Source organism: Polyangium jinanense, assembly GCF_028435365.1.
On the sequence record NZ_JAGTJJ010000034.1, the window covers coordinates 103,920 to 127,393 of the forward strand.

Sequence of the window (23,474 nt, forward strand, 5' to 3'; positions counted from 1 at the left end):
TCGGATTTGGACGATCCCATGCCTACAAACAATGCGCGGGGAAGCGAGAGGTAACAGAAAATCGACGCGGTCCCGTCGACGCGTTCCGTTTTCGCAACTCAGTTTACAAATCTACCCGTCCCCTGCGGCACTCGCCGGCATCGCCGATCGCGGCCACCGGAATGGTGCTGGAAGCGAATGGATCCACGACGCCCACACTCGCATCACATTGCACGGGCGTCGACGATTCCGACGCGAACCAGGCCCCCGGCACGTTCTCGCAGAGCTTTCCGTGCGTCTTCATCGCCTCCTCGACGTGGAGGTCGACGCCGTTGCTCTCCTCGGGAAGGAAAAGCTTGCTCGGACACATTGCCTTTGAGGGCGGCCTTGCGCAGGTAAAACGACGCCTCCACGGACGTCAGCGCGTCGGGGCCCACCACCTCGAACGCGCGCATCCCCTGCACTGGCAACGTCGTGTCGACCGACACCGTGACCGCGGTCGCGATCGGGCGCGCACCTCCGCCCGCTCACGCAGGCGAAGCGCCCCCTCCCCGCGGCGCCTACCTGCCGGCGAGGCGCGGAGAGCGGCGTCGATAGCCAGCGGTGGCGAGATGGAGACTCGCGTTTTCCAGACGCTCAGGCAGTCACGCGGATCGACACCACTCCATACCCGCGCTCCTCTCGCTCCGCCCACGCGGTCAGCGCCGCGAACGACGGATCGACGACCGCCGCCGCGAGCTCGGCGTCGCTCACCCCCTTGCGCACCGCCCAGGGGACCAGCACCAGCCGGTCGCCCGGCTCGACCGCGATGTCGAACGCCGGCTGGGCTCGCTTGGTGCGTCCGAAGCATGAGGCGGAGGCGTTGCCGAGGAGCTTCCGTATCTCGGCGCCCCCCTCTCCTTCGAGCATTTCCTTCGTGATCTGGCCGCTCGCGAGCATGTCCTCGATCACGCCGTGCTCGTCCACCGCGATCGACGCCTGCCCGCCGCGCACCCGGTAGACGCGCGCAGCCCCGCGGCGCACGAGGCGCACGAGCCCCGGCACCACGGCGGCGATGACGCCTTCGGCGAGCGCGTCGAAGGCTGGGTCGGCGACGTTCATGGCGGCGAGCGCGGCGTCGATGCGCGCCGCCAGCGCCTCGGGGAGCGCCAGCGGATCGGCGGGCAGCGGCGCGCGATCCAGGACGTGCGAGGTCCAGCGGTGGTGGCGGTGGCGGACGCCGAGCGGCGGCGTCGCGGTCACGACCGGGAGCGGCGCGCCGTAGGCGGGCTCGGCGAGCAGCTCGCCGAGCACCCAGCGGCACACGTCGGCGCCGACGTCGCCGCAGTAGGGGGCCACCCCGCGGAACAGCGCGGCCACCGCGGCGCCGCCGGGTCGCGGGCTCCACACCTCGGCGTGCTCCAGGCCCCGCGGCCCCCACGCGAGCGCGGAACGGAACGTGATGCCGCCGTGGGAGGCCGCGCGCCGGCCGTATGGTGGAGGCGGCCAGGCCTCGCCGCGCGCCAGGGCGACGTCCTCGAGGCCCACCACCACCGCGGTGTCGCCGAGCGAGAGCGCGCCGGTCGGCTTCATGCCCTTGCGCAACGCCGGCAGGCCGGAGCACACGCCCCGCGCCACGTCGATCACCTCCGCGCTGTAGACGCCCACGTAGGCGCTGTCGCCGCCGATCACCAGCACGCGGCCCCCGTCGATCGCCACCGTGGCCGGGTACATGCGCGGCGCGCGCAGATCACCGGTCGGCGTGAAGGAGCGGGTCGCGAGATCGAACACGTCCACCTCACGCGTCACGCCCGGCCCGGAGGACGGGAGCCCCGAGACCACCAGCGCTCGCCCCTCGCCCAGCGAGACCAGGAACGGGGTGCGGCGCGGGCGCGCGGGCGGCGCGATGGGCTCGAAGGTGAAGGCCTCGGTGTCGAGCACGAAGTACGCGGTGGGTGGCAGGGGGGCGAAGAACCCGCGATCGTTCGCGATCAGGAAGCGGCGCGCGTCGAGGCGCGCCATGACCACGCGGGAGAGCGGCGGTCCGGGGATCGGCGTCCAGGTGTCGCGCGCGGCGTCGTAGAGCTCGGCCACGTGCGGGCTCCGCTCGTGCTGGCCGCCGAGCACCAGCACCCGATCGCCGGGCAGCAGGAGCTCCGCGCCGCCGGTGCGCGCGGCGCGCATGGACGCGGCGCGCGCCGTCGTGAGCGTGCACGGATCGAGGATCTCGACGGTGTCCGTCCCCCCGCCGGCGATCACCACGCGCCCGTCGCCGAGCCGCGTGGCCTTGGGGGCGACACGCGCCACCTGGAGCGGGATCTCGCGTGTCTCGCGCGCCGAAAGCGACACCACGTCGGCGTTGGCGAACGGCTCCCCGCGCATCGGCGGCTCCCCGCCGGCGACCAGCAGTCGATCGTCGTCGATCATCGCGATGGCCGGCGCCGCGCGGGCGCGCGACAGCTTGGCGATCGTGTGGAGAGCGGCCTCCGAGGATCGCGAGGGCAGGCCGCGCGCGGCCTCGTGGATCGTCGGCGCGCTGATGTAGAGGCCGCCCAGCTTGTGGAACAGCAGGGTGACCGGCCCGACGTCGAGGAACGCGAACGTCGACAGCGACGCGGCGTGGGCAGGCCCGCCGCCCTTGCGATCGAGCAGCACGGCGACGTGCACGCCGGGCGTGGAGCGCAGGCTCCACCCGGGGTCGCCCGGCTCCAGGATCACGTGGACCGGGGCCACGCCCGGGTCGGGGAGGACGATCTCGCAGGCCGGATCGCTGCCGATCCGAACCGGCGCGTCGGTGCGCAGCAAGAGGCCCGCGGCGGCGCCGTCGAGCACAGTGATCTCCACGGGCGTCATCGCGCCAGGATACGACGTGGGCGCCGCCCGCGTCGCGCGGTTCGACGTCGTGCCGATCCGGTTCTTGCGGCGTCCAGAGTCCCGTGCGACCAGGCGCCATGCTCGGCCATCGAGACGTCCCCTCCAAGCTCGACGCGATGATCGCACGCGAGCTCCACCTCGGGTACTCGGACGACGAACGGATCGTCGAGGATGCCACCGAGCAGTTCCCGGATCACGGCGAGCCCGTGGTTCGGGCGGCGCTCGCGGCCGCGCTGGAGAAGCGCGCGATCGAAGAGCGAGGGTGGCCCGAGACCACCGACTGCGATCGCCTCGACAGCGCGTTCGCCGCGCTGGAAGCCGAGGGCGTCGTGGCGCGCCAGAGCTTCTGGTGCTGCACGAGCTGCGCGATCCCGGCCATCAAGGCGGAGATGATGGACGAGGAGGCCCGCGGCACCGCGGTGCGCGGCTATGTCTACTTTCACTGGGGCATGCTCGACGACGTCGCCTCCGGAGGCCCGCTCGGCTTGCAGTGCGGCGGCGCGATCGCGGACGACGACAGCGCGCACGGCCGGATCGTCGAGCGCGTCGTGGCCGCCCTGAAGCGCGCCGGTCTCGCGGCCGAAGGGCGCAGCGAGCGGACCGTGGAGGTCGCGCTCGACTGGAAGAAACGCCGGCGCGCGCCGCCCCGGCCCGACGACGCGAAGTCGATCGAGGAGCACGTGGCGGCGTGGGAGCGCGCGTTCGCGACGGCGATCCTCTGCTGCGTACCGAACATGTTCCCGATCGAGCTGGGGCCCGCGCTGGTGTCGGTCGGCGCCGGCGCGCTCGCGGCGCGCTTGGCCTCCCGGAGCACCCGTGCCGGGATGGCCGATATCACCGCGCGCGCCTTGGCCGGCGCCGGCGAGGAGGCGCTCGCCCGCGAGGTGCTGCTCGCGGCGTACCGCCGGCATCCGTCGGTCGACCGCCGGTGGGACAATGACCTCACCACGGCGCTGACCCGCGATCCCGCGCTCTCGTACATCGCTCTCCTCCTGCGCGGCGGCCTTTCGGACGACGTCGTCGCGCGCGTCGCCGTCGCCCGCATCAGTCCCCTGCCGCCCACCATCTTCGCCGCGGCGGCGAAGGCATGGCTCGCGTGCCTCATGCGGGAGGCGGGCCGGCCCATCTCGAAGTACCAGGAGGATCGCTGGATCGGCGATTCGCGCGCTGTCTGGTCGTACGACGAGAGGACCCCCTACGAAGGGCGCGATGCCCGCGAGGGCCGCGTGCTGCTCGCGGCCGCGCTGTGGTCTTACCTCACGCCGGAGGAAAGCGAGGGCTACACAGACCCCGCGTTCGGGTGGCTCTGGTCCAGCGAGGAGCTCATCGAAAAGCCCCAGTCGCTCGCGCGCCGGGGCGCGTTCCGCGCGTGTGCGATCGCGAACGATCTCGAAGCGCGCCTCGACGAGGTGGAGGGCGGCGCCGTGCCGGATCTCATGGAGGAGATGATCGCGGCCGGCGAGATCGACATGGCGCGCGCGCTGCTTCCGAAGATCGATGGCGACGACCGGACGCTCGCCCTCATCGCGCTCGGCGAGCTGCCGCCCGTGGACGTGAACGCCACGAAGGAGCGCATCCGCGAGCTCGAGACGTCCTACCAGGATTGCCTCATCACGTACGCCGAGTGGGAGCGGGGGCCGGTCGTCGCGGCCCATGCCCTCGCCGCGAGCGGAGATCCCGAGTCCGCGTTGGCGCTGCTCACCGCGAGCCTCGAGGAGAAGGTGGCGGAGAGCAAAGCGGAGGTGGCCGCGGCGCGCGCGACCCTCGACCAGGCCGCCGCCGCGTCGTTCGAGATCGACTGGACAGCGCGCGCGCAGGACGTCTCCCCGGAGTGGACGCCCACGGACGAGCGGAGGCTCGAGAGCACAACTCGGGAGCTCACCGCGACCGAAGCGCAGGGCCTCATGCAGGTGCGGCAGCGCATGCGGTCGCTTTCGCGGTTGCTGGTGAAGCTCGCGGCCGTCGATCGCGAGCGCAGCAGCAAGATCTTCGACGACGTGGTGGAGCGCTTGGGCGTGGGCCAGGCGTGGTGGGGGGAATGCGTGACGGTGATGATGGCCGTCGGTCGCCTCGACGAGGCGCTGAAGCTCGATCGAGCTCCGGAAGCGCCGTCCATGGGTCGGCGCTCGATGGAAATCGCGCGATTGCTGCTGCTCGCCGGGCGGCGCGACGACGCCCTGGAGCGGCTCATCGCCTTCATGGCGAAGTGGGCGTGGCCCCGCGAGCTGCTCGACGTGGGCCTCATGCTCCTCTCGCTCGCTCCGCCCGAGAAGCGCCCCGCGATCGCGGCGCGCCTCCGCGCCGCGTACGACCGCGCCATCGTGGTGCTCGACGAGCTGGCTCCGCCTCCGCAAGCGGCGCCGTGCAGGGCACGGCTACTTCGCTCAGCCTGGTAGCATCGTCGCGGTCCCGGCCGACGGGACGAGCACGGTGGCGAGCACGCCGAGGTCGAACTCGCTCCCGATGGCGGCGGCGAGGCGGAGGGCTTCCTGCGTGGTTCGCGGCAGGCGGGCGATGGTGCGCACCATCAGATCGACGACGTTTTCGCTGTAGGCGAGCTCGTCGAGTCGTTTGAGGTCCCAGTAAAAACCCGTCCCGGGCTGTTCTCCGATCCGGCCAACCTGATCAGCAACCCCAACGACATCAACACCGTCACCGCCTTCGATTACCTCGGTTGGCACTATCCGCTCCGGAAGGGCGTCGAGGACGAATGTGCACTCGCCTTCCTCGAAGCCGCGTCCGACGACCCAGTCGTGGCCCAGGCCTCCGAGGACGCGCTCGCCGACCTGAAGGCGAAGGATCTGGCGAGGACGTTGATCTTGGACGACTAAAGCGCGAGCACATCGCCGCAGTGATCAGGCCGCCCCTTCCGGCTCCCAGAGCGCGCATGGCCTCCCCGCGGACAAACGCTCCCCAGGACCTCGCCCACGTGCGCTCGAAGCCCTGTCGATGGCCGAGGAGGGCCGGATCGATGAGCTCGTCGAGGTCGTCATGGGCCTGCTCGCCCGGGTCCGGGACGAAAACACGGCCCTCGCGGCGCGGCGCTCTCTCGGCCACGCAGCCGTTCGGCACCCGAGTCGGAGTCGCAAGCGTTCAGGTGGCGTAGCTTTCACGTACAACGCGGGGAAGAGCGGGGCGGAGGTGAAGCCTACGCGGCTCACGTTGTCGCGACGGAGCGTCTCGGGTTCGTCGGCGAGAACGTCCGATACGAGCTGAAAAAAGTGTGGCGCGACGGGACGAGGTGCGTCGTGCTGGATCCCTACGATTTTCTCGCTCGGGTATGCGCGATGGTGCCGCCGCCGCGTTTTCATATGGTGCGGTTTCACGGCGTGCTCGCGCCGAATGCGGCATTGCGAAGAGAAGTCGTTTCGTCGGCACGGTCATCGGCAGCGCCGAACGTCGCGCCACCCCGAGCGCCTTTGCAGTTACCTCTATTCGGTGAGCATTTCGATGTGGACGACGCCACCGGAGCCGGTGCGCTTTCGGGAATGGCAGCGAGAGTTGCCCCAGGGGCACACGCTTACGCATCGGCGGTCCACGCGCCGAGAGCCCCGCGCGGGCCAACCCTTCGCGAATCGCATCCGGTGTAAGCGTAACGTTTCGCCACCGCATCGTGCTCGCACACTTCGGACACGCTGTCACATCGATGGCGAACACATGTCGCAATCATGCCGTAGTCGGGGATACGGCCGCGGCGGGGGGGCGGCGGGGCGACGGTTCCTGCTCGAGGGTGAAATTGGCTGGTTATTTGCCCTAAGCGCTGACGCGGAGACCATCGAGATACGGCTGATCTCGATGAGAGATCGGTCCGTTCAGGGGCTCGGATACGACCAGCGCAGTGCTTCGGCGCTCGTGAAGCCGTAGCAGCAGTCGCTCGCCTCCTCGGGTATGAGCTCTGGCTTCAATCGACCTCCGTCGACGACGCCCGCGTAGAAGTAGTAACTGGTCCCGAGGAGCAGGAGCGCCTCCCGGCGGGTCGGATCTCGGAGCTCGACCTGCTGCAGATCGGCGGACGCAAGATCTGGAGCGCCGGTTACCGTGAAGGTGTTTTTCCAGGAACCCGACGGGAAGCCAGGGGGACCGTAGGCTTTTCCGACCGCGAACGCTTCCTCGATCACGCAACGATCCGCGACGCTGCCGAGCTCGAGCGTGAGCGTCATTTCGTGTCCGTAGCTGTCGGGCGCTCCACAATCGAGGGAGTGGAGATCCACCGGCAGATCGAGCTCGAGTCGGTGAGCGCTTCGTCGATGAGAGGCACCGTGCTCCTCGTAGACGCGAAACAACGGGAGCTCGTCGCAGGCGCTGGGCGAGCTCGAGGCGGCCTCTCGTGGAGGCGGCGGGCCGCCGTGAGAGCAGCAGGTCATGAGGGCGCCGAGCGCGAGAAGAGACGAACGGCTGCGCATGGTTTCGAAGACGCTCGCTGAGCGGACCCTATTCCGCTCGGCCGAGCTCGTGAGGGCAGACGTAGCAGCTCTTCCGAGAAGCCTGCACGGGATAGCCGCAGCGAGGACAGTTGCGCGAGGCGTCGAGGCGCCCGTCGAGGACCGTAGTGATACCGCGTTCTCGAGCTCGCCAGCGTTGGGCGGAGCGCTGCTCCGCGGTCGGGACGATCGGCTCGGCGGGTCGCCCGATGACCATGCGCGGCAATTCGCTGTCAGCCGGTTCTTCACGCGCGATGCAGTGACCCTGGCGCGCGTGAGCCAATGTTTCTTCGTCAGTGACGCAGAAGTGAACGTCTTCACCGCATTCGAAACAGTGCCGCACGCTCTCTCGTCCCATGGGCGCGAGCTCGTCCCAGGTCCGCGGACACACGACTTTCATGCGAACCTTACAGTTTCGGACGGTCCGAATCGTCTTCATGCGCCAAGAGTCAGGCTACCGGATCGGGCTAGCGACGCCAGGTGCGTTTGAGACGACGCGTACACGCTGTAGAATCAGCGCATGTCTGGTCATGGGACGACTCTCGGGACGCTGCTGCTCATCGTCGGGCTTTTCGTCGGGTTCGGTGTGTCGGAGTCTTTGACCGGCGTTCTCCCGCTCGATGCCAGAGGTTCGGCGCTCGTCGCGGGCGGTGTGGTGATAGCGGGTGGTGATGTCGCCATTCGGACGCGGTGGGGGATGGGCCGCTCGACGGAGCGGTACCTTCTGCCCGGTAACGGTCCGAGGCTCGGCTTCGCCCCTGCCTGGGTCATCGGTTTGGGGCTCTTGATTCTGGAGGCGGTCTTGTCGTTCGGCAGCTGAGGCGCCACAGCTGCACATAGGCGCGCTACTTTCGAGGCTTGAGCAGGTGACGCTCGACATGAGGCAACACCTCGCTCGCGCGCTCGGAGGCGAGCTCGTGAGTCCCGGCGGGGATCACCACGAGCTCGGCGTCGGGCAAGAGCTCGGTCAGGCGCCTCCCGACGGCGACCGGGCTGATCGGATCGGCGTCACCCCAGAGTAAGAGAACCGGGACCGCGATCTGGCCCAGGCGCGGCGTGAGATCCTCTCGCGCATCGAGAAACCAACGCGGGGCGTGCGGGTTCTGAGCCGCGAACTCTCGGCGCCAGTCGAGCGCACCGAGAGCGTGGACGTCGATGCCGCCCGACGTGACCGAGAGCACGAGCGATCGCACCTGCCGCTCGGAGCGCGATCAGCCCGCCCATGGACTGCGCGAACAAGATGCCATGCGTGCCGCACATCACCGGACAAGCCCGGGTCGGGGTCCATTCGCACCGGGAGAAGAGGCCTATGCACGCTCCGCACCACGGCAAAGGAAAGTCACTTTTCCACGGAGATTTTGCGAGGGGCCCGCTCAGAAACCACTGTTTCACGGCTGCCGCCAACCCGGCAGGGCCACTTTTCGATCCACTTTTTGTTGAATCATGAGGGGCTCGACGAGCGCGCTTCTGGTCGTTTTCACGGCGAGGACCCACATGGGCGAGGTGAACACCACGCGCCCGGCAAGAGCAAACCACCGGAAACGCTTGGAGCTCGGAATGTCAGGCTCCTGTTCCCCGGGAGTTTTGTGCCGTCCCGTCACGAGCCCCTTCATTTCCAGGGGTCAGCCCTCAGCATAGGCCACTTTTCGATCCACTTTTTGCACCCCCTGACGCGGCACTACCGCTGATGTCTCGACAATCGACGCGGAGCAGTTCGCAATCCGAGCGAAATGTGGGTGCGATGGTGGCCGGTTGCGGGTCCAGACCGCGGTCAATCAAGGGGCGGAAGCGCGCCGACCGCATCAAACAATCCATAACCAGTGCCAGAAGTCGGCTCGCTCAACCCATCGTTATTGCTCATCAAATCGATTGCTTTGGTGCTCAATTTCGTGATAAGCATGAAGACCCGTCCGATCGGGTGGGCCCCAGAGCCCCGGGACGGCATCCTTAGAAGGAGGGCGACATGTCGGACTCTCGCGCCGAGTCGACGACAACCATCATGGCGACGTTGGCCATCCCGCCGAACGCACTCCGGATCACGGCTCCGCCGCCCGACACCATCTCACAGCGGAACGTCGAGGCGATGACCGGCATCCCTCCGAGGGTCTTTCTGGAGGTCGTGCGTGCGCCCGGGTTTCCGCTGCCAGTGACGCGACTCGGAAAGCTCCGAATCGTCAACCGCGCCGCTTTCGTGGCATGGGTCGAGCAGGGTGCGTTTCGAGCAGCGCCGCCGCCGCCGCCCATCGCCGACGCAGCGGGCGAGCTCGAGGGCGAGAGTGCAGGCGAAATCCTGGAAGCGGTCGGACTGACGGAAACGTCGCGACGAGCTGCGGGACGTGCTCGCTCGCCAAGACCATAGGCCCCGGTTTAAGCAGCCGACGTGCCGCTCTGGCGACAGCCCGCGCTTGACACCGTGCGCGATGCCGCCATGGGCCCTCGCCGGGGCGCGGCGACGGTGCCGCGTTCTCCGGACTCGGCTCGCGTGAGCCGTTTCCAGCACGCCCAGCCTCGCTTGGCCGGCTATGCCGGCCGAGCGGCAAGGGCCGGAGGTTCATCATGCCCAGGGTAGCAACGGGGAATGTGTACGAGCGGCGCGGCAAGTGGTTCGCGCGGCTCACGATCGGAACGAAGAAGCGGCAGAGCTTCATGCTCGAAACCTGCAAGGATGAGGCAAGTGCCCTCGCTCGCCGAGCGATTTTGGCGGAGCTGGCCGCGAAGCTTCGCAAGTGCGGTAGGGACGACATTGCGCCAGACATCATCAAGCGCGCCGCAATGCGTGACGGCAAGGCACTGGACGAGGTGCGCAAGGCCGTTGACATGATCGCGTCGGGGCAGGTGGTGCAGAAAAACCTGACGCCGACGATCGCGCAAATCGGCAAGCGGTGGACGAGCGGCGAGCTGGCGGATCTTCATCCCGACCGGGTCAAACGAAGGCGGGCCGCGAAAGGCGACAGCTACTGGCTCGGCAGGTATGTCTATCCCATGGTCGGGGACGTGGCGATCGACAAGTTCTCGCTCGACCACGCGGAAGCCGTCATGCGGAGCTTGCCAGCGAAGCTTGCTCCAAATTCGCGTCGCTCGGTCGCGCAACTCATGCATCGCATCTGCTCGTTGGCGGTCCTTCCACTGCGCCATATCGCCGCGAACCCGCTCCCGCCGGGATTCGTACCGCGGTATCAGGCAGGAAAAGCGAAGGGGTGGCTCTATCCCGAGGAGGATGCAATGTTGCTGGGCTGCGCCGAAATTATACTGGCGTGGCGCATTTTCTATGGCTTCCTTCACCGAGAGGGGATGCGGCGATCGGAAGCCCTTCACATGAAGTGGTCTGACATCAACCTGGACCTCGGGGCGGTCGTGCTCGATGTAAACAAGACGGACGAGCCCCGTGCGTGGGCACTATCGCCCGGGGTGGTTGCTGCGTTGCGCGCGTGGCGAGACCATTGCGCAGCCAGAGGCTTGGACGTGTCAGGGGACGCGCTCGTGTTCGTGTACGACGAAGGAACGCGGACGGGACAGGGGCTCAGCATCAGTGATGCTGCCGGCCGGTTCCGTCGACATCTGGAGCTGGCGGGCATTCGCCGGCCGGAGTTGTTCGCGCGGACGGAGGCGAGGATGCCGATTCGGCTTCACGACGCGCGGGCCACGTTCGTCACGCTCGCGCTCGCGAAAGGACGGACGGAGGCGTGGGTGCAGGACCGAACGGGGCACAAGTCGAGCGACATGATCAACCGCTACCGGCGTGCCGCACGCACGGCGGCCGAGCTGGGGCTCAAGGAGTGCCGTCCGCTCCACGAGACGATCCCCGAGCTGGCTCCTCGGCTGGGCCCCCGTCCGATCGACGCGACGATCCCCGAGCGGGCCCCCACGAAGGAAAGGGCGGCGGAAAGGGCACCACACTCGCGGCGGGGGACTCCCGTATCCGTCGAAATCCAGCCAAGATCCGCGGGGTTGGCGACCCCGGGTCAGAGTGATCAGAACCGTTCTCCGAGGTTCCCTTCGGCTCTCCCGCCGCGCTCGGACCCAACCTCCATCCGCTCCAGGGTCCTTGTGAACGTGCGTTTACATCCCCCCCGCGCCGGCGCGCGCTCGTCTACTCCGCCGCCTGCCCCAAAAACGCCGTCAACATCGCCACCGGGCTCCCCGTCGGTCGTCCGAATTGCCAATCCGGCGGATCGACCACCACGCCCCCGATATCGAGGTGCACGAACGGGATCCGATCGCCCCGCAGGCCCGACGCGATGTCGAGGAACGCGAACGGGAACTGATGCCCGCGCGGCGTGTTCACCGACGCGAGCCGGTTCGAGCTCACCACGTCCTCCGCGCTCGATCGCGGCGCCACGAACGAATAATCCTCCCGCCGCGGCCGCGATCGCTCCACCGGCTCGCCCCACGCCTCGCCCAATCGATCCAGGAGATCCAGCGTCCCCGCCCGCTGCGCCGGGCCATTGCCGATCGCGCCGACGTACGGCCCGAACGCGCGATACACGTGGCCCGTGAGCGTCGCGATCGAGAACAAGGTCGGCGAGGGCGCGCGCTCCGCGATCGTCTTCGCCTCGGCCAGGAGATCCGCGAGCACGAGCCGCCCCTCCGCGTCCGTGTTCCCGATGCGCACCCGCACGCCGGAACGAGCGCGGATGATCTCGTCGCTCACGAACGCCTCGTCGCCCACGCTGTTTCGCACGAGCCCGAGCAGCCCCACCACGCGCACCGGCACCTTGAGCAGCGACGCCGCCAGCACGAGCCCCGCGACCGCGCCCGCGCCGCCCTTGTCGCGCGACATCCCGGCCATGTGCCCGTCCGTCTTCAGATCGGCGCCGCCCGTGTCGTACGTGACGCCCTTGCCCACGAACACGAGCGTACGCGACGCCGGCGCCTCGGGCGTGTACGAGAGCCGCACGACGCACGGCCGGTGACGCTCGACCCCCATCGAAGCCCGCGCCACCGCGGCGAGCAGCGGATAACTCGACACGTCGTGCTCCACGTCGACCTTCACGCCCGTGCCGCGGAACGCGATCTCGCAGAGCTCGGCGATCCTGCGCGGCGACATGCGCTCCGGCTCCGTGCCGGCGATGTCGCGGCAGAGCGCGCGCCCGTGATCGATCGCCGAAAGCGATCGGACCCGCGCCTCGTCGAGGCCCACCATGCCCACGGCCTCGGCCGTGCGCGGCGCCTTGCCTGCCTCCCGCGCCTCGACGGGCGCCCACTGGCTGCCGAGCGCCGCGAGCGCCGCCACCTCCCGCGCGCGGGCGAACCGCGGCCCCGCGGGCGCTTGCACCCACACGAGTGGCCGCGTCGCGCCCGCGTCCACCGCGCGGCTCGTCCCTGCGGCCACCGCTTCCGCGACGCTACGCACGTCGTCCGTGTCCTCGGCGAGCGGGCCCATCGGCGCCACCACGAGCCGACCGCCCGGCAGCGCCGGCGCCGCGATCACCGCGGGGAGCCGCGGGCCTCGATCGAGCGCTGCGTCGGCCTTGAGGGCGCACGCGAGCGCTGCGGACACGGGGCCTGTGAGGGTCGCGCGCGAGCTCACGGGCGAGGGCGCGACGAGGACGAGGGCATCGAAGGGCAGGCCTTCCAGGGAGCTCTGGGCGAGCGCGTCCTCGGGTTGACCGAGGAGCAACGGCGGATCGTAGGAGGACATCAGGGGGCATCCTAAGGGAAGGCGGCCAGCCGCCGCAACCGAGGGCGTCATGCTCCCGATGGCTCGCTTCCTCTGGTCAGCGGTGCCGAGGTGCCTTAGAGGACTCCCGTTTACCGATGGGAGGCTACGCTCGGATGAGCCGAGCTACGCCCCCAAACCCCCGTGCCCATGCCGATCACCCCCCGCTACCGCCCCGCGCCTCGCATCTCCTTGCTCGGCGACGGTTTCGCCGACGTCGTCACCCCGGCTCGATTCCAGACCCGCACGCTCCGGTTCCGCAACCAGCGCTGGGCCAGCCGCCTCGGCCTGGGCGAGCTCGACGCCGAAGAGTGGGACCGTCATTTCGCGCGCCTCGAGCCGCTGCCGTCGAACCTGCCCGCGCCGCTCGCCTTGCGCTACCACGGGCATCAGTTCGACGTCTACAACCCGCACCTCGGTGACGGTCGCGGGTTTCTCCTGGCACAGCTCGAGGATCCCGAGGACGGAAAACTCCTCGATTTCGGCACGAAGGGCAGCGGGACGACGCCGTATTCGCGCGGCGGGGACGGGCGGCTCACGCTGAAGGGCGGCGTGCGCGAGGTGCTCGCCGCCGAGATGCTCGAAGCGCTCTCCGTGCCCACGTCGAAGGCATTTTCGCTTTTCGAAACGCACGAGGCCTTGTTCCGGGGCGACGAACCCTCGCCCACGCGTTCGTCGATCCTGGTCCGCCTCTCGCACGGCCATATCCGGTTCGGTACGTTCCAGCGGCACGCGTATCACCGGGACACGGCACGTTTGTCAAAGCTGCTCGATTTCTGCATCACCCATTACGTGCCGGAGGCGGCGGGCGGCCCGGATCCGGCGGTGCGGTTCGTCGAGGCCGTGGCGCGGCGCTCGGCTCGGCTCGTCGCGGGGTGGACCGCGGCCGGGTTCGTCCACGGCGTGCTGAACAGCGACAACATGAACATCACGGGCGAGAGCTTCGATTATGGCCCGTACCGCTTCTTGCCCACGCTCGATCCCTCGTTCATCGCAGCCTATTTCGATCATACGGGCCTTTATGCATTCGGACAGCAGCCGCGCGCGGTGGCGCTCAACCTGACGCGCCTCGCCGATGCCTTGCGCCTCGTCTCCCCGTCGGCCGCGTTCGCGCCCGCCGTGCGCGCGTTCGAGCCAACGCTTCGCGAGGCGCGCGCGGCCGCGTTCCTCGCGCGGCTCGGCCTTTTGCCCTCGGATCCGGACGTCGACGCGAGCCTCGTCGAGACGATCGAGCTGTTCCTACAGGAGAGCCTGGTCCCCTTCGACCGATTCTTCTTCGACTGGTACGGCGGCGTCCAGAGCGAGGCGCGCGCCCGCGAGAGCGAAGCAGCCAAGTTTTACCAAGGCGAACGATTCGACGCGCTCCGGAGCCTGCTCGAGATCTACGCACCCGCCCGCCCCGACGCGCTCGCGCACCCCTATTTCCAGGGCGATGCCCCGTGCTCGCTGCTCATCGACGAAATCGAATCGCTCTGGCACGCGATCGACGCGCACGACGACTGGGAGCCGTTCGAGGCGAAGGTGGCGGAGATCCGCCGCATGGGAGAGGCGCTCGGCGCGAAGGCGCCGGCGGAGTGAGGCCGGCGCCGCGAAAAACCGTCAGAAGAGCTGGTGGCAGCAAATCGTGGTGGGTCCGCTCGTGTGCACCTCGCCTTGGGGCTGGGCCGCCGGGCAGAACCCCTCGCCGGCCGTCACCTTCGGAGGCACGATGTTGGCCGCTTCGAGCGAGTTGAACGCGGTGCAGCTGGTGATCGAGCTTCCCGCCGAACCGCAACCGGCCCCCGTCTTCTTGAACGCATTCGAGGCATCACAATACAATTCACTTCCCACGCAGCCGCACCCCGGGCACGAGCGCTGATCGTCGAATTGCTCGTACGCCACCTTCGAGAATTCCCAACCCGTCGGACAGGCGGTCTCCGCGCCGACCTTCTTGATGCACGCGTAATCGCTGTAGTTGCCGGTCGGCACGGTCACGCACGCGCCCCCGCTGTCGCAGGCGGAGGTAGCCGCGATCGGGCAAAGGTGCACGTTCATCTCCCAGGCGTTCCCGTTCACGAGCGTGCCTCCCGACGCCGAGCAGGGCTTTTGGTTATCGGCCGCCACAACCCCGTAGGTCCCGGTTACCTTGCAATCGGAGGATCCGAGCAACAGGACGCCCGGCATGTTCCCGCCCGAGATGCACCCATTGTCGTACGTCGTGGGCGTCCCCATCTCACAGCCATCGGCCCAGCACGACAGCTTCGCGCCGACACACGTGGCTCCGGGGTTGATCGTGCACTCGCACGGCAGGCATTCGGGCTTGGAGGGATCCGCGTACAAGATCTCGGGGAGGCTGTTGTCCGGACAGGCCCCCGCGTTTTTTTGCCAGTTCGTCGGCATGCCCCAGTAAGGCCCCATCCAGCCGTCCTTGAAGGGCACAGCCGGCAGGCATTGGCTGGCCTCGCCGCACGCCTCGCCGCCGCCTCCTCCAGGGCCACCGGGCCCCGGCATTCCGCCCGTTCCGCCCATCCCGCCCGGGCCCCCGGGGCCGGGCATCCCGCCCGTACCGCCCGTGCCGCCCGCTCCGCCGGTCGACGAGGTGGTATTCGCGGTCGGGGGCTGGTAATCCGTCAGTGCACACGACGCGATACCGATCGTCGAAAGCGCCCCCATCGTCGCCACCACGAGCGCGCCGCGTTTCGTCCACCCGCTCATCGTTCGTCCTCCTGCCAAATAAGAAAGCCGGCTCGCGCCCGGCCCGGGCGGCGTTCCGGCCGCCATGCGGGAGGCCGCCCGCCTTCGTGGAAACACGATATCCGAACGCCGGACGCCCGTCATCTGCCCTCGCCGCCGCGAAGGCGACAATTCAATGCTGTTCAAACGTGCGATCTCTTGGTTTGATGCGCCGAGCCATCATGCACGACGCACCGCCGGCCGAGGTCCTCGTCGTCGCTGCCCCGAGCCAGCACGGCCGCGCCTCCCGCATCGCCGAGCGCCTCGAAGAGCGCGGCCTCCGCCCGAGGCGCTGGCCCGAGGAAGACGACAGCGCCGATCCCGCCCGCTCGTTCAGCCGCGCCGCGAAGACCGCCGCCGCGATCGTCCTCTTCGTCGATCGCAGCTTCGCCGCCGGCAAGATCGGCGCCCCCGAAGAGCTCGTCCCCGCGCTCACCAAGGTGACCGACAAGCTCCTGATCGTCGCGGTCGATCGCCCCGCGCTCGCCCCGTTCGTCGATCTGCGCGCCGACGTCCTGCCCGCGCGTGGCGGGCTCGAAGAGCTCGACGAGGGTTCGGCGCAGGATGTCGAGCGCCACGTCGTGCACGAGATCCTCGCCGAGGTGGACGCGTCGCACGCGCCCGCGCGCACGGACGCCTTCGACGAGTACCGCCTGCTCTTCGACAGCACCGAGCGCCTCGTCGAGCGCAGGCGCGGCACCACGCAGACGTTCCTCACGGTGAACGCAGGCCTGTCCGCGGTCGTCGCGTTCCTGATCAAGGACCTCGCGCTCACGGGCACGCGCCTCGCGTTCGTGACGATCCCGCTCTTCTTGATCGGCATGCTCGCATGCCGTCTGTGGAAGCGTACGATCTTGCAGTACGAGGACCTCGTCGACTGGCGCTACCGCCAGCTCCGCCGCATGGAGCGACGGCGCTTCGTCGGCAGCTACCGCCTCTTCACGCGCGAGTGGGAGGGGCTCTACGCGCCGCGCGGCAAGAAGCGCTTCGGCTTCTCGGCGCTCGAGGCCACGGTGCCGGCCACCTTCCAGGCGCTGTACGCCCTCGGCCTCGTGTTTGCGCTCGCTTCCCTCGCGGGCCTGCTCGATCACCTGCGACCTTGAGCGCCGAGGCCCTCCGGCCCCGGGACGGCGCCCGGGCACGTTCTGGCCGAATTTCCGCGCGTTCACGGGGCCTTCGGAGAACCCGTAAGCCCCGGATCTCGGCGAGGGTTGTGGAGAGTCCGCCGGGAGCGGTATAGTTCGGCTGGATCCGCGTGCCCGGCTCGGGCGCCCCTTTCGCTTCCTCATGCCGCCCTCGTCCCAAAACCCGCCCGCGTCTGCTCGACCGCCGAGCGAGGCCGCGATCACGGGCGCAGAGGAAAACCCCGCGCGCTCGGAGGCAGAGGCCCGCGCCATCGCCGACACGCAGGACGCGCCGCGATCGATGTCGCCGCGCTCCATCCCGCCGCGCTCCACGCCCGACGCCTCGCCCGCCACGACCTACCTCGCCGGTGACGTCATCGCCGGCAAGTACCGGCTGTCGAAGGTCCTCGGCGAAGGTGGCATGGGCGCGGTGTGGCTCGCGAAAAACCTCACGCTCGACATCGACGTCGCCGTCAAGCTCATCCGCCGCGACTTCGCCACGGCTGAGGCGTCGCAGCGCTTGCTGCAGGAAGCGCGGGCCGCAGCGCGCATCGGGCACCCCTCGATCGTGCGCGTGTTCGACTTCGGCACGACCGAGCAGAAGGACCCGTTCATCGTGATGGAGGTCCTGCACGGCGAGTCGCTCGGACAGACGATCGCGCGCAGGCGCAGGCTCTCGCCCGCGGCCGCCGTGCGCACGCTCCTGCCCGTCGCGAGCGCGCTCGCGGCCGCGCACGCGAAGGGCATCGTCCACCGCGATCTGAAGCCCGACAACGTCCTGCTCGTGACCGACGATCGGGGCGCGGTCGTGCCCAAGATCGTCGACTTCGGCATCGCGAAGCTGCACCACGAGGAGGTCGTACGCACGACGACGCAGGCCGGCGTGATCCTCGGCAGCCCGCACTACATGTCGCCCGAGCAAGCGTGTGGACGCAGCGACGTCGATCACCGCACCGACATCTGGGCGTTCTGCGTGATGCTCTACGAGGTCGCGACGGGCGTGAAGCCGTACGACGGCGGGAACTACAACGCGCTGCTCAGCGCGATCCTCCTGCGTGATCCGGAACCCTGGTCCGTGCACGAGGTCGACGACGAGGACCTCTGGTCGATCGTGCAACGAGGTCTCCTGAAGGAGGCCGACGATCGCTGGCAGACGATGCGCGAGCTCGGCGCCGCGCTCGCGGGGTGGGCGCAGAGCCACGGCGTGGAGACCGACGCCGCGGGCAACTCGCTCCGCGCCCACTGGCTCGAACCCGAGGAGCACCGGCCGCTCTCCGATCGGCCGCCGATGTCCGCCTTGCAGCCCTCGTCGCCGCGGCCGCGCATGATCTCCGAGCGCGAGCTCACGCCGCCGCCCTTGCCCACCTACGACGCGGCCGATCCCGCGGCGCAGAACGCGGACGCCGACGCCGAGACGAGCGGTCCGATTCGCCCACCGTCGAGCGTCCCCTCGCCGACGACGAGCACGCGCCCGCCCGAGCGACGCTCGGCCGCGCTGTGGATCGGGCCGCTCGCGCTCGCGGTGGGCGCGGCTTCCGCGGGCGCGTGGATCTACATGACCGGAGACGACTCCACGCAGGGCGCGGCAAGCGCGCGCGCACCTCAGGCCCTCACCGCGCCGCTGCCGAGCGAGGCCGCGATGAAGCCCGCGGCGTCCTCGCGGGATGCGCTGCCCTCCGCGGCGCCGCCCCCGAGCGCCGCGCCTGCATCGAGCGCGAGCAGCGACGCGCCCTCGCGAGCCACCACGCCCGGCACGAACGCGCCGAACGTCTCGAAGCACCCCGGCGGCAACAAGGGCCCGAACATGCCCGTCCCCACCGAACCCAACTTCTGAGCTCATGAACGCTCGCGGCACGCCGCTCACGCTCCTCCTTCCCCTGCTGCTCGCGCCCGTCGCGTGCTCGTTGCTCGCGGAGTCGGAGCTCACGGGCAAACCTCTCGGGAACACCGGCGGAGGCGCGGCCACGGGCACGGGCACGGGCATGGGCGGGACCGGGAACGAGGGAGGCGGCGGCGCCCCGCCATGCAGCGGGCTATGCACCGCGAGCGAGGCGTGTTGCGAGAACGCGTGCGTCGATCCCGCGACGAGCGTCGAGCACTGCGGAGGCTGCGGGCAGGCGTGTGCGGCCGGCGAGCGCTGTTGCGGCGACGCGGGCTGCGCCGCGTGCTGCGAGACCGCGGATTGCGCCGCCGATCATCAGTGCATCGGGAACGCATGTGTCCTTCAGTGCAGCGGGCAAACGGAGGCGTGCGGCGATGTCTGCGCGATCCTCGACTCGAACCCGCAGCACTGCGGCGCGTGCTTCAAGGACTGTCTCGCGGGGCACGCGTGCATGGACGGCGTGTGTCAGTCCGGCTGGGCGTCGATGAGCACCACGAACGCGCCCGCGCCGCGGCAACGCGCGGCGGCCGCGTGGGCGGGCACGAAGCTCTTCGTCTGGGGTGGCCAGAACGCGCAGGGCGCGCTCGGCGACGGCGCGCTCTACGATCCGAAGACCGACACGTGGACGGCGATCACCGGCACGGACGCGCCCGAGCCGCGCGTCGACGCGGTCGCGGTGTGGACCGGCGAGCGTGTGCTCGTGTGGGGCGGCGGCCCTGCGAACGGCTCCACCGCGCTGAACACCGGCAAGCTCTATGATCCCGCGACCGACACGTGGGGCCCCGTCGCCATCGCGCCCATCGGAAGGCGCGCGCCCGTCGCGTTCTTCACGGGCAGCCGCGTGCTCATCTGGGCCGGCAGCAGCGGCGGCTCGCCCATCGCGGGCGGCGCGCTCTACGACCCGGCCATGAACAAGTGGAGCTCGATGAGCACCGCGAGCGCGCCGAACGCCCGGACGAACACCGGTTGGGTCTGGTCCGGCACGGAGATGCTCCTCTTCGGCGGCCGCCCCCTCGGCTCCGGCGCGTCGAGCGAGGGTTTCGGCTACGATCCCGTGATGAACAAGTGGCGCAGCCTTTCCACCCAGAACGCGCCCGCCGCGCGGTATGATGCGTTCACCGTGTGGATGAACGGCACGATGCTCGTGTACGGCGGGCGTGACGTGGCCGGCGCTGCCTTCGATGACGCCGCGATTTACGACCCGATGAGCGACGTGTGGAGCTCCACGACCGCGAACACGAAGCGCTCCGCGCCGATGGGTCGGACGGGCGTGACGGGCTACGCTGGCCCGCACGCCGTCCTCGCGGGTGGACTCGACACGGCGCAGAAGATCGCGACCGACGGCGCCTCCTACGACGTCTCGAACGCGCAGTGGAGCGTGATCCCGACCTGGCCCTCGATGGCCGATCACGAGAACGGCGTCGCCGTCTGGACCGGCGAGGAGATCATCCTCTGGAGCGGGCTCGACAACGTCACCTTGATCTCCGCGGGGGAGCGCTACCGTCCTTGACCGTGATCCCGAGGCGTTTCGTCTCCTCCCTCGTCCTCGCCGCGACGCTCCTCTGCCAGGGGCTCGCGCACGCGCAGAGCCCTGCGGACGTCGCCGCCGCGCGCGACCTCTTCCGCGACGGCGCCAAGCTCGCGCAGGAGGGGCGCTGGGCCGAAGCGCGCGAGCGGTACATGCGCTCGCTCGCCCTCAAGCGCGCGCCGCTCACGCTCTACAGCCTCGGCGTCGCGAACCGCGAGATCGGCCGGCTCGTCGAGGCGCTCGAGAGCTTCCGCGCCTTCCTCGTCGAGGCGGATCTGCAGAACGCAGCCAACAAGCCGTACGAGCAGCCCGCGCGTGACGCGATCATCGCACTCGAAAAACGCGTCGGCCGGCTCGACATCCGCATCGCCCCCGCCGCACCGCCCGCGCTCAGCGTGCGCGTCGACGGCGCCGAGGTCCCGCAAGCGGCGCTCGGCGTGCCGCGCATCGTCGATCCCGGCGAGCACACCATCGTCGTGCGCGCCCAGGGCTACCGCGAGGCCACGACCAAGGCGAAGGTCGGCGAGGGCGAACAGACCGCGGTCACCGTCACGCTCGTGCGCATCGCCCCGAAGGGACCCGGACCCGGACCCGGACCCGTGAAACCGCCCGGCGGAGGCACGCCGCCGATCGTGCCCGAAAAGCCCGTCGCGCCCATCTTTCTCCTCGCGGGCGGCGCCGTCGCCTTCGCGTCCGGGCTCACGGTCGGATTGATTGGTGTTCAAAAGGCTTCCGACGCCCCCGTGCAAGACGGCCCCGAGGCCGCGCTGGCGCGAAGGCTCGCGCTCGCGGGCGACATCGTCGGCAGCGCCGGCATCCTCGCCGCGGGCGCCGGGCTCGCGATGCTCCTGCTCGGCAAGCCGCCGGACCCGCCTGCCGAGTCCTCCGAGTCCTCCGAAGTCTCGGTCCAGCCGTTCGTCACGCCGACCGGGTTCGGCCTCGTCGGCCGTTTCTGATCGCGCCGCGTCTGGTAGCATCGCGCGCATGCGCCTCCCGCGTCTCGCCCTCCTCCTCACCACGGGCCTCGTTGCCTGTGCCTCGCCCGAGCCGCCGAAGCCCGTGCCGGTCCCTCCGGGCGCCCTCGTCCCTCCCGCGTTCGAGCCCTCGCAGCCGCAGGCGCCCGAGCCTCCCGCCGAGGCCGCGCTTTCGTCGGGCATCACGCTCGAGCAGCTGCTCGACGTGCACCGCTCGACGGGCGCGCGCGCGCTCGGCCGCGAAAAATTCCTGTTCCTCTCGGACGCTCCGGGCACGATGCAGATCTTCTCGGCCTCGCTCGACGCGGCGCCCACGGCCGAGCCGCAGGCTTCGGTGCAGCTCACCAAGTTCCCGGATCGTGTCTCGGGCCTGCGCATCGCGCCCGGCGGCGCGGGCGCCGTGTTCCTCAAGGACAAGGGCGGCGACGAGAACGATCAGATCCACTGGCTCGATCTCGCGGCCGGCGACAAGCCCGAGGCCACGCAGGCGCTCACGGACGCGCCCAAGGTCAAGCACACGCTCCCCGTCTTCGACGACGCCGGCAAGCGCATCGCGTTCACCTCGAACGCGCGCAACGGCAAGGACATGGACCTCTACGTCGAGGCGCTGCCCGCGAAGAAGGAGACGTTCGGCAAGAAGCCCGTCGCCGAGCTCTCGGGCAGCCACGCCGTGGCCGATTTCCGCGGCGATCGTGTCGTCGTCCTCGAGGTCCGCTCCGGCTTCGATCAGGATCTCTGGCTCATCGACGCAAAGACCACGACGAAAAAACTCCTCACGAAGCACAAGGGTGACGAGCGCTGGCTCTCGCCGCGCTTCACGCGGGACGGCAAGTCCTTGCTCGTGCTCACCGATCGTGGCCGCGAGTTCCTCTCGCTCGTCGCGCTCGACGTGGCCACGGGCAAGATCACGCCCGTCTTCGAGCTCGACCACGACGTGCAGGACATCACCGTCCCCGCGTACGCGAGCGCCAACGCGGCGGCGGGTCAGCCCGAGGACATCGCCGTGCTCACGGTCAACGTCGACGGCGTGGAGGAGGTGCACGTCGTGACGCTCGACGCGAAGCGGAAGGTCGTCGCGAAAAAGAAGACCGATCTCGGCGGCGTGGTGAACAGCCTCGACCTCGATCCAGCCGGCAACGCGGCGTTCGTCAGCATGGAGCGCCCGAACCTCCCGACGGAGGTCTACCGTGTCGACGTCGCGACCGGCGCGGTGACGCGCGCGACGAAGAGTCACCACGCGGGCATCGACATGTCGAAGCTCGTCCCGGCCGAGCTCGTCACGATGAAGTCCTCCGACGGCCGCGCGATCTCGTTTTTTTATTACCAGACGCCCCCCAAGGCCGGCGAGAAGCGGCCCGTCGTGATCTCCGTGCACGGCGGTCCCGAAGGCCAGGCGCAGCCAAACTTCAGCCCGCTCGTGCAATGGCTCGCGCTCGCCGGGTATGCGGTGGCGATGCCGAACGTGCGCGGCTCGACGGGATACGGGAAGTCGTTCGCCCACCTCGACGACAAGGAGAAGCGCGAGGACTCCGTCCGTGATCTCTCCGAGGTCGGCAAATTCATCGCAGCGCGCCCCGACGTCGATCCCGCGCGGATCGCGCTCCTCGGCGGCAGCTACGGCGGCTACATGGTTCTCGCCGGGCTCACGCTTTACCCCGATCAATGGGCAGCCGGCGTCGACATCGTGGGCATCGCCAATTTTCGCACCTTCCTCGAGCAAACCGCGCCTTATCGCCGGGCCCTGCGCGAGGCCGAATATGGCTCGCTGGCAAAGGACGGCGCGTTCCTCGACCGCGTGAGCCCCATCCACAAGGTCGACCGCATCAAGGTCCCGCTCATGGTCGTGCACGGCACCCGCGATCCACGCGTCCCCATCGGCGAGGCGCGCCAGATCGCCGAGGCCGTGAAGAAACGCGGCCTGCCCGTCGAACTCTTGACCTTCGAGGACGAGGGCCACGGCATTGCCAAGCGCAAAAACCGCCTCGTCGCGTTCCCCGCAATGGTCGATTTCCTGGACAAACACGTCAAGGCGAAAGCAGCGAAATAGCGCTTCTGGAGCCGCTGCGCCGGGGTTTCACCCCGGGCCCGACCAGGGGCTATCCGCCCCTGGACCCGGACCAGCCAGGGGCCTGAGCATTGGTCCCATCTCCGATCGGTACATTCCCCCCCTCTGACGACATTTACCGAGTGAGATGTTGGATGCAGGGGCAGCCTTGTCGGCGGAAGCGTGGGCGGAGGAGGAGTTCGGGCATGCGGACCTTGGAGACAAGCGCCGGACCCGGCGACTGACGCGCATGGCCGCGCAGGCGGCGCTGTTTCCCTCGGGGAAGGTGAGTGAGGTT

Annotated in this window: 19 protein-coding genes and 2 pseudogenes; 12 read left to right on the forward strand and 9 right to left on the reverse strand. The window is 69.5% G+C overall.

Features of this window, described 5'->3' with window-relative positions; genetic code table 11:
- Window positions 1-103: 103 nt before the first annotated feature.
- Window positions 104-349: a hypothetical protein gene (locus KEG57_RS36680; RefSeq protein WP_272428490.1), complete on the reverse strand. Its 246-nt coding sequence runs from the start codon at window positions 347-349 to the stop codon at window positions 104-106.
- A 266-nt stretch (window positions 350-615) separates the two neighbouring features.
- A complete protein-coding gene (locus KEG57_RS36685) occupies window positions 616-2,811 on the reverse strand; it encodes a hypothetical protein (RefSeq protein WP_272428488.1) in 2,196 nt (731 codons plus the stop codon).
- Window positions 2,812-2,909: 98 nt separating this feature from the next.
- Here KEG57_RS36685 and KEG57_RS36690 point away from each other — a divergent pair, with 98 nt between their 5' ends.
- A complete protein-coding gene (locus KEG57_RS36690) occupies window positions 2,910-5,228 on the forward strand; it encodes a DUF6891 domain-containing protein (RefSeq protein ID WP_272428487.1) in 2,319 nt (772 codons plus the stop codon).
- Here the strand turns inward: KEG57_RS36690 and KEG57_RS36695 are convergent.
- Window positions 5,217-5,513 (reverse strand): hypothetical protein, encoded by a 297-nt coding sequence (locus KEG57_RS36695; protein WP_272428484.1) that lies wholly within the window; start codon window positions 5,511-5,513, stop codon window positions 5,217-5,219. The two genes, KEG57_RS36690 and KEG57_RS36695, sit on opposite strands and share 12 nt — an antisense overlap.
- Before the next feature lie 495 nt (window positions 5,514-6,008).
- Here KEG57_RS36695 and KEG57_RS56470 point away from each other — a divergent pair.
- A pseudogene (locus KEG57_RS56470) lies at window positions 6,009-6,212 on the forward strand (transposase); the annotation flags it as partial.
- A 432-nt stretch (window positions 6,213-6,644) separates the two neighbouring features.
- Here KEG57_RS56470 and KEG57_RS36700 read toward each other — a convergent pair.
- On the reverse strand, window positions 6,645-6,992 hold the full coding sequence (locus KEG57_RS36700) for a hypothetical protein (RefSeq protein WP_272428483.1): 348 nt from the start codon (window positions 6,990-6,992) through the stop codon (window positions 6,645-6,647).
- 781 nt (window positions 6,993-7,773) lie between these two features.
- On the opposite strand from KEG57_RS36700, the gene KEG57_RS36705 reads away from it, so the two are divergent.
- Complete coding sequence (locus KEG57_RS36705) at window positions 7,774-8,073, forward strand: hypothetical protein (RefSeq protein WP_272428481.1); 300 nt, start codon at window positions 7,774-7,776, stop codon at window positions 8,071-8,073.
- A gap of 25 nt (window positions 8,074-8,098) precedes the next feature.
- On the opposite strand, the gene KEG57_RS55850 is transcribed toward KEG57_RS36705, so the two are convergent.
- Together KEG57_RS55850 and KEG57_RS36715 are read right to left on the reverse strand one after the other, a co-directional pair.
- Window positions 8,099-8,446: an alpha/beta fold hydrolase gene (locus KEG57_RS55850; RefSeq protein WP_272428479.1), complete on the reverse strand. Its 348-nt coding sequence runs from the start codon at window positions 8,444-8,446 to the stop codon at window positions 8,099-8,101.
- A gap of 578 nt (window positions 8,447-9,024) precedes the next feature.
- Entirely contained in the window at window positions 9,025-9,153 is a 129-nt protein-coding gene (locus tag KEG57_RS36715; RefSeq protein ID WP_272428477.1) for a hypothetical protein, read from the reverse strand.
- A 63-nt stretch (window positions 9,154-9,216) separates the two neighbouring features.
- Here KEG57_RS36715 and KEG57_RS36720 point away from each other — a divergent pair, with 63 nt between their 5' ends.
- Complete coding sequence (locus tag KEG57_RS36720; RefSeq protein ID WP_272428475.1) at window positions 9,217-9,612, forward strand: hypothetical protein; 396 nt, start codon at window positions 9,217-9,219, stop codon at window positions 9,610-9,612.
- A 161-nt stretch (window positions 9,613-9,773) separates the two neighbouring features.
- Here the strand turns inward: KEG57_RS36720 and KEG57_RS36725 are convergent, their stop codons facing one another.
- Window positions 9,774-10,535 (reverse strand): hypothetical protein, encoded by a 762-nt coding sequence (locus KEG57_RS36725; RefSeq protein WP_272428473.1) that lies wholly within the window; start codon window positions 10,533-10,535, stop codon window positions 9,774-9,776.
- 33 nt (window positions 10,536-10,568) lie between these two features.
- Here KEG57_RS36725 and KEG57_RS56235 point away from each other — a divergent pair.
- A pseudogene (locus KEG57_RS56235) lies at window positions 10,569-10,940 on the forward strand (hypothetical protein); the annotation flags it as partial.
- Between the two features lie 403 nt (window positions 10,941-11,343).
- Here KEG57_RS56235 and KEG57_RS36730 read toward each other — a convergent pair.
- Window positions 11,344-12,894 carry a M17 family metallopeptidase gene (locus KEG57_RS36730; protein WP_272428471.1) on the reverse strand — a complete coding sequence of 517 codons (1,551 nt, stop codon included), beginning with the start codon at window positions 12,892-12,894 and terminating at the stop codon, window positions 11,344-11,346.
- A gap of 168 nt (window positions 12,895-13,062) precedes the next feature.
- On the opposite strand from KEG57_RS36730, the gene KEG57_RS36735 reads away from it, so the two are divergent.
- On the forward strand, window positions 13,063-14,490 hold the full coding sequence (locus tag KEG57_RS36735) for a protein adenylyltransferase SelO family protein (protein WP_272428470.1): 1,428 nt from the start codon (window positions 13,063-13,065) through the stop codon (window positions 14,488-14,490).
- 21 nt (window positions 14,491-14,511) lie between these two features.
- Here KEG57_RS36735 and KEG57_RS36740 read toward each other — a convergent pair whose 3' ends face one another.
- Complete coding sequence (locus tag KEG57_RS36740; RefSeq protein ID WP_272428468.1) at window positions 14,512-15,606, reverse strand: hypothetical protein; 1,095 nt, start codon at window positions 15,604-15,606, stop codon at window positions 14,512-14,514.
- 200 nt (window positions 15,607-15,806) lie between these two features.
- Between KEG57_RS36740 and KEG57_RS36745 the strand changes: the two genes are divergently transcribed.
- From KEG57_RS36745 to KEG57_RS56240, 6 genes are all read left to right on the forward strand, one after another.
- A complete protein-coding gene (locus KEG57_RS36745) occupies window positions 15,807-16,727 on the forward strand; it encodes a RipA family octameric membrane protein (protein WP_272459360.1) in 921 nt (306 codons plus the stop codon).
- A 184-nt stretch (window positions 16,728-16,911) separates the two neighbouring features.
- Complete coding sequence (locus tag KEG57_RS36750; protein WP_272428464.1) at window positions 16,912-18,582, forward strand: serine/threonine-protein kinase; 1,671 nt, start codon at window positions 16,912-16,914, stop codon at window positions 18,580-18,582.
- A gap of 4 nt (window positions 18,583-18,586) precedes the next feature.
- Window positions 18,587-20,140 carry a Kelch repeat-containing protein gene (locus tag KEG57_RS36755; RefSeq protein ID WP_272428462.1) on the forward strand — a complete coding sequence of 518 codons (1,554 nt, stop codon included), beginning with the start codon at window positions 18,587-18,589 and terminating at the stop codon, window positions 20,138-20,140.
- Window positions 20,141-20,142: 2 nt separating this feature from the next.
- Window positions 20,143-21,114: a PEGA domain-containing protein gene (locus tag KEG57_RS36760; protein ID WP_272428461.1), complete on the forward strand. Its 972-nt coding sequence runs from the start codon at window positions 20,143-20,145 to the stop codon at window positions 21,112-21,114.
- Between the two features lie 28 nt (window positions 21,115-21,142).
- A complete protein-coding gene (locus KEG57_RS36765) occupies window positions 21,143-23,179 on the forward strand; it encodes an alpha/beta hydrolase family protein (RefSeq protein WP_272428459.1) in 2,037 nt (678 codons plus the stop codon).
- 145 nt (window positions 23,180-23,324) lie between these two features.
- Window positions 23,325-23,474, forward strand: a 150-nt coding sequence (locus KEG57_RS56240) for an IS4/Tn5 family transposase DNA-binding protein (RefSeq protein ID WP_372518250.1), incomplete at its 3' end; no start/stop codon positions are given.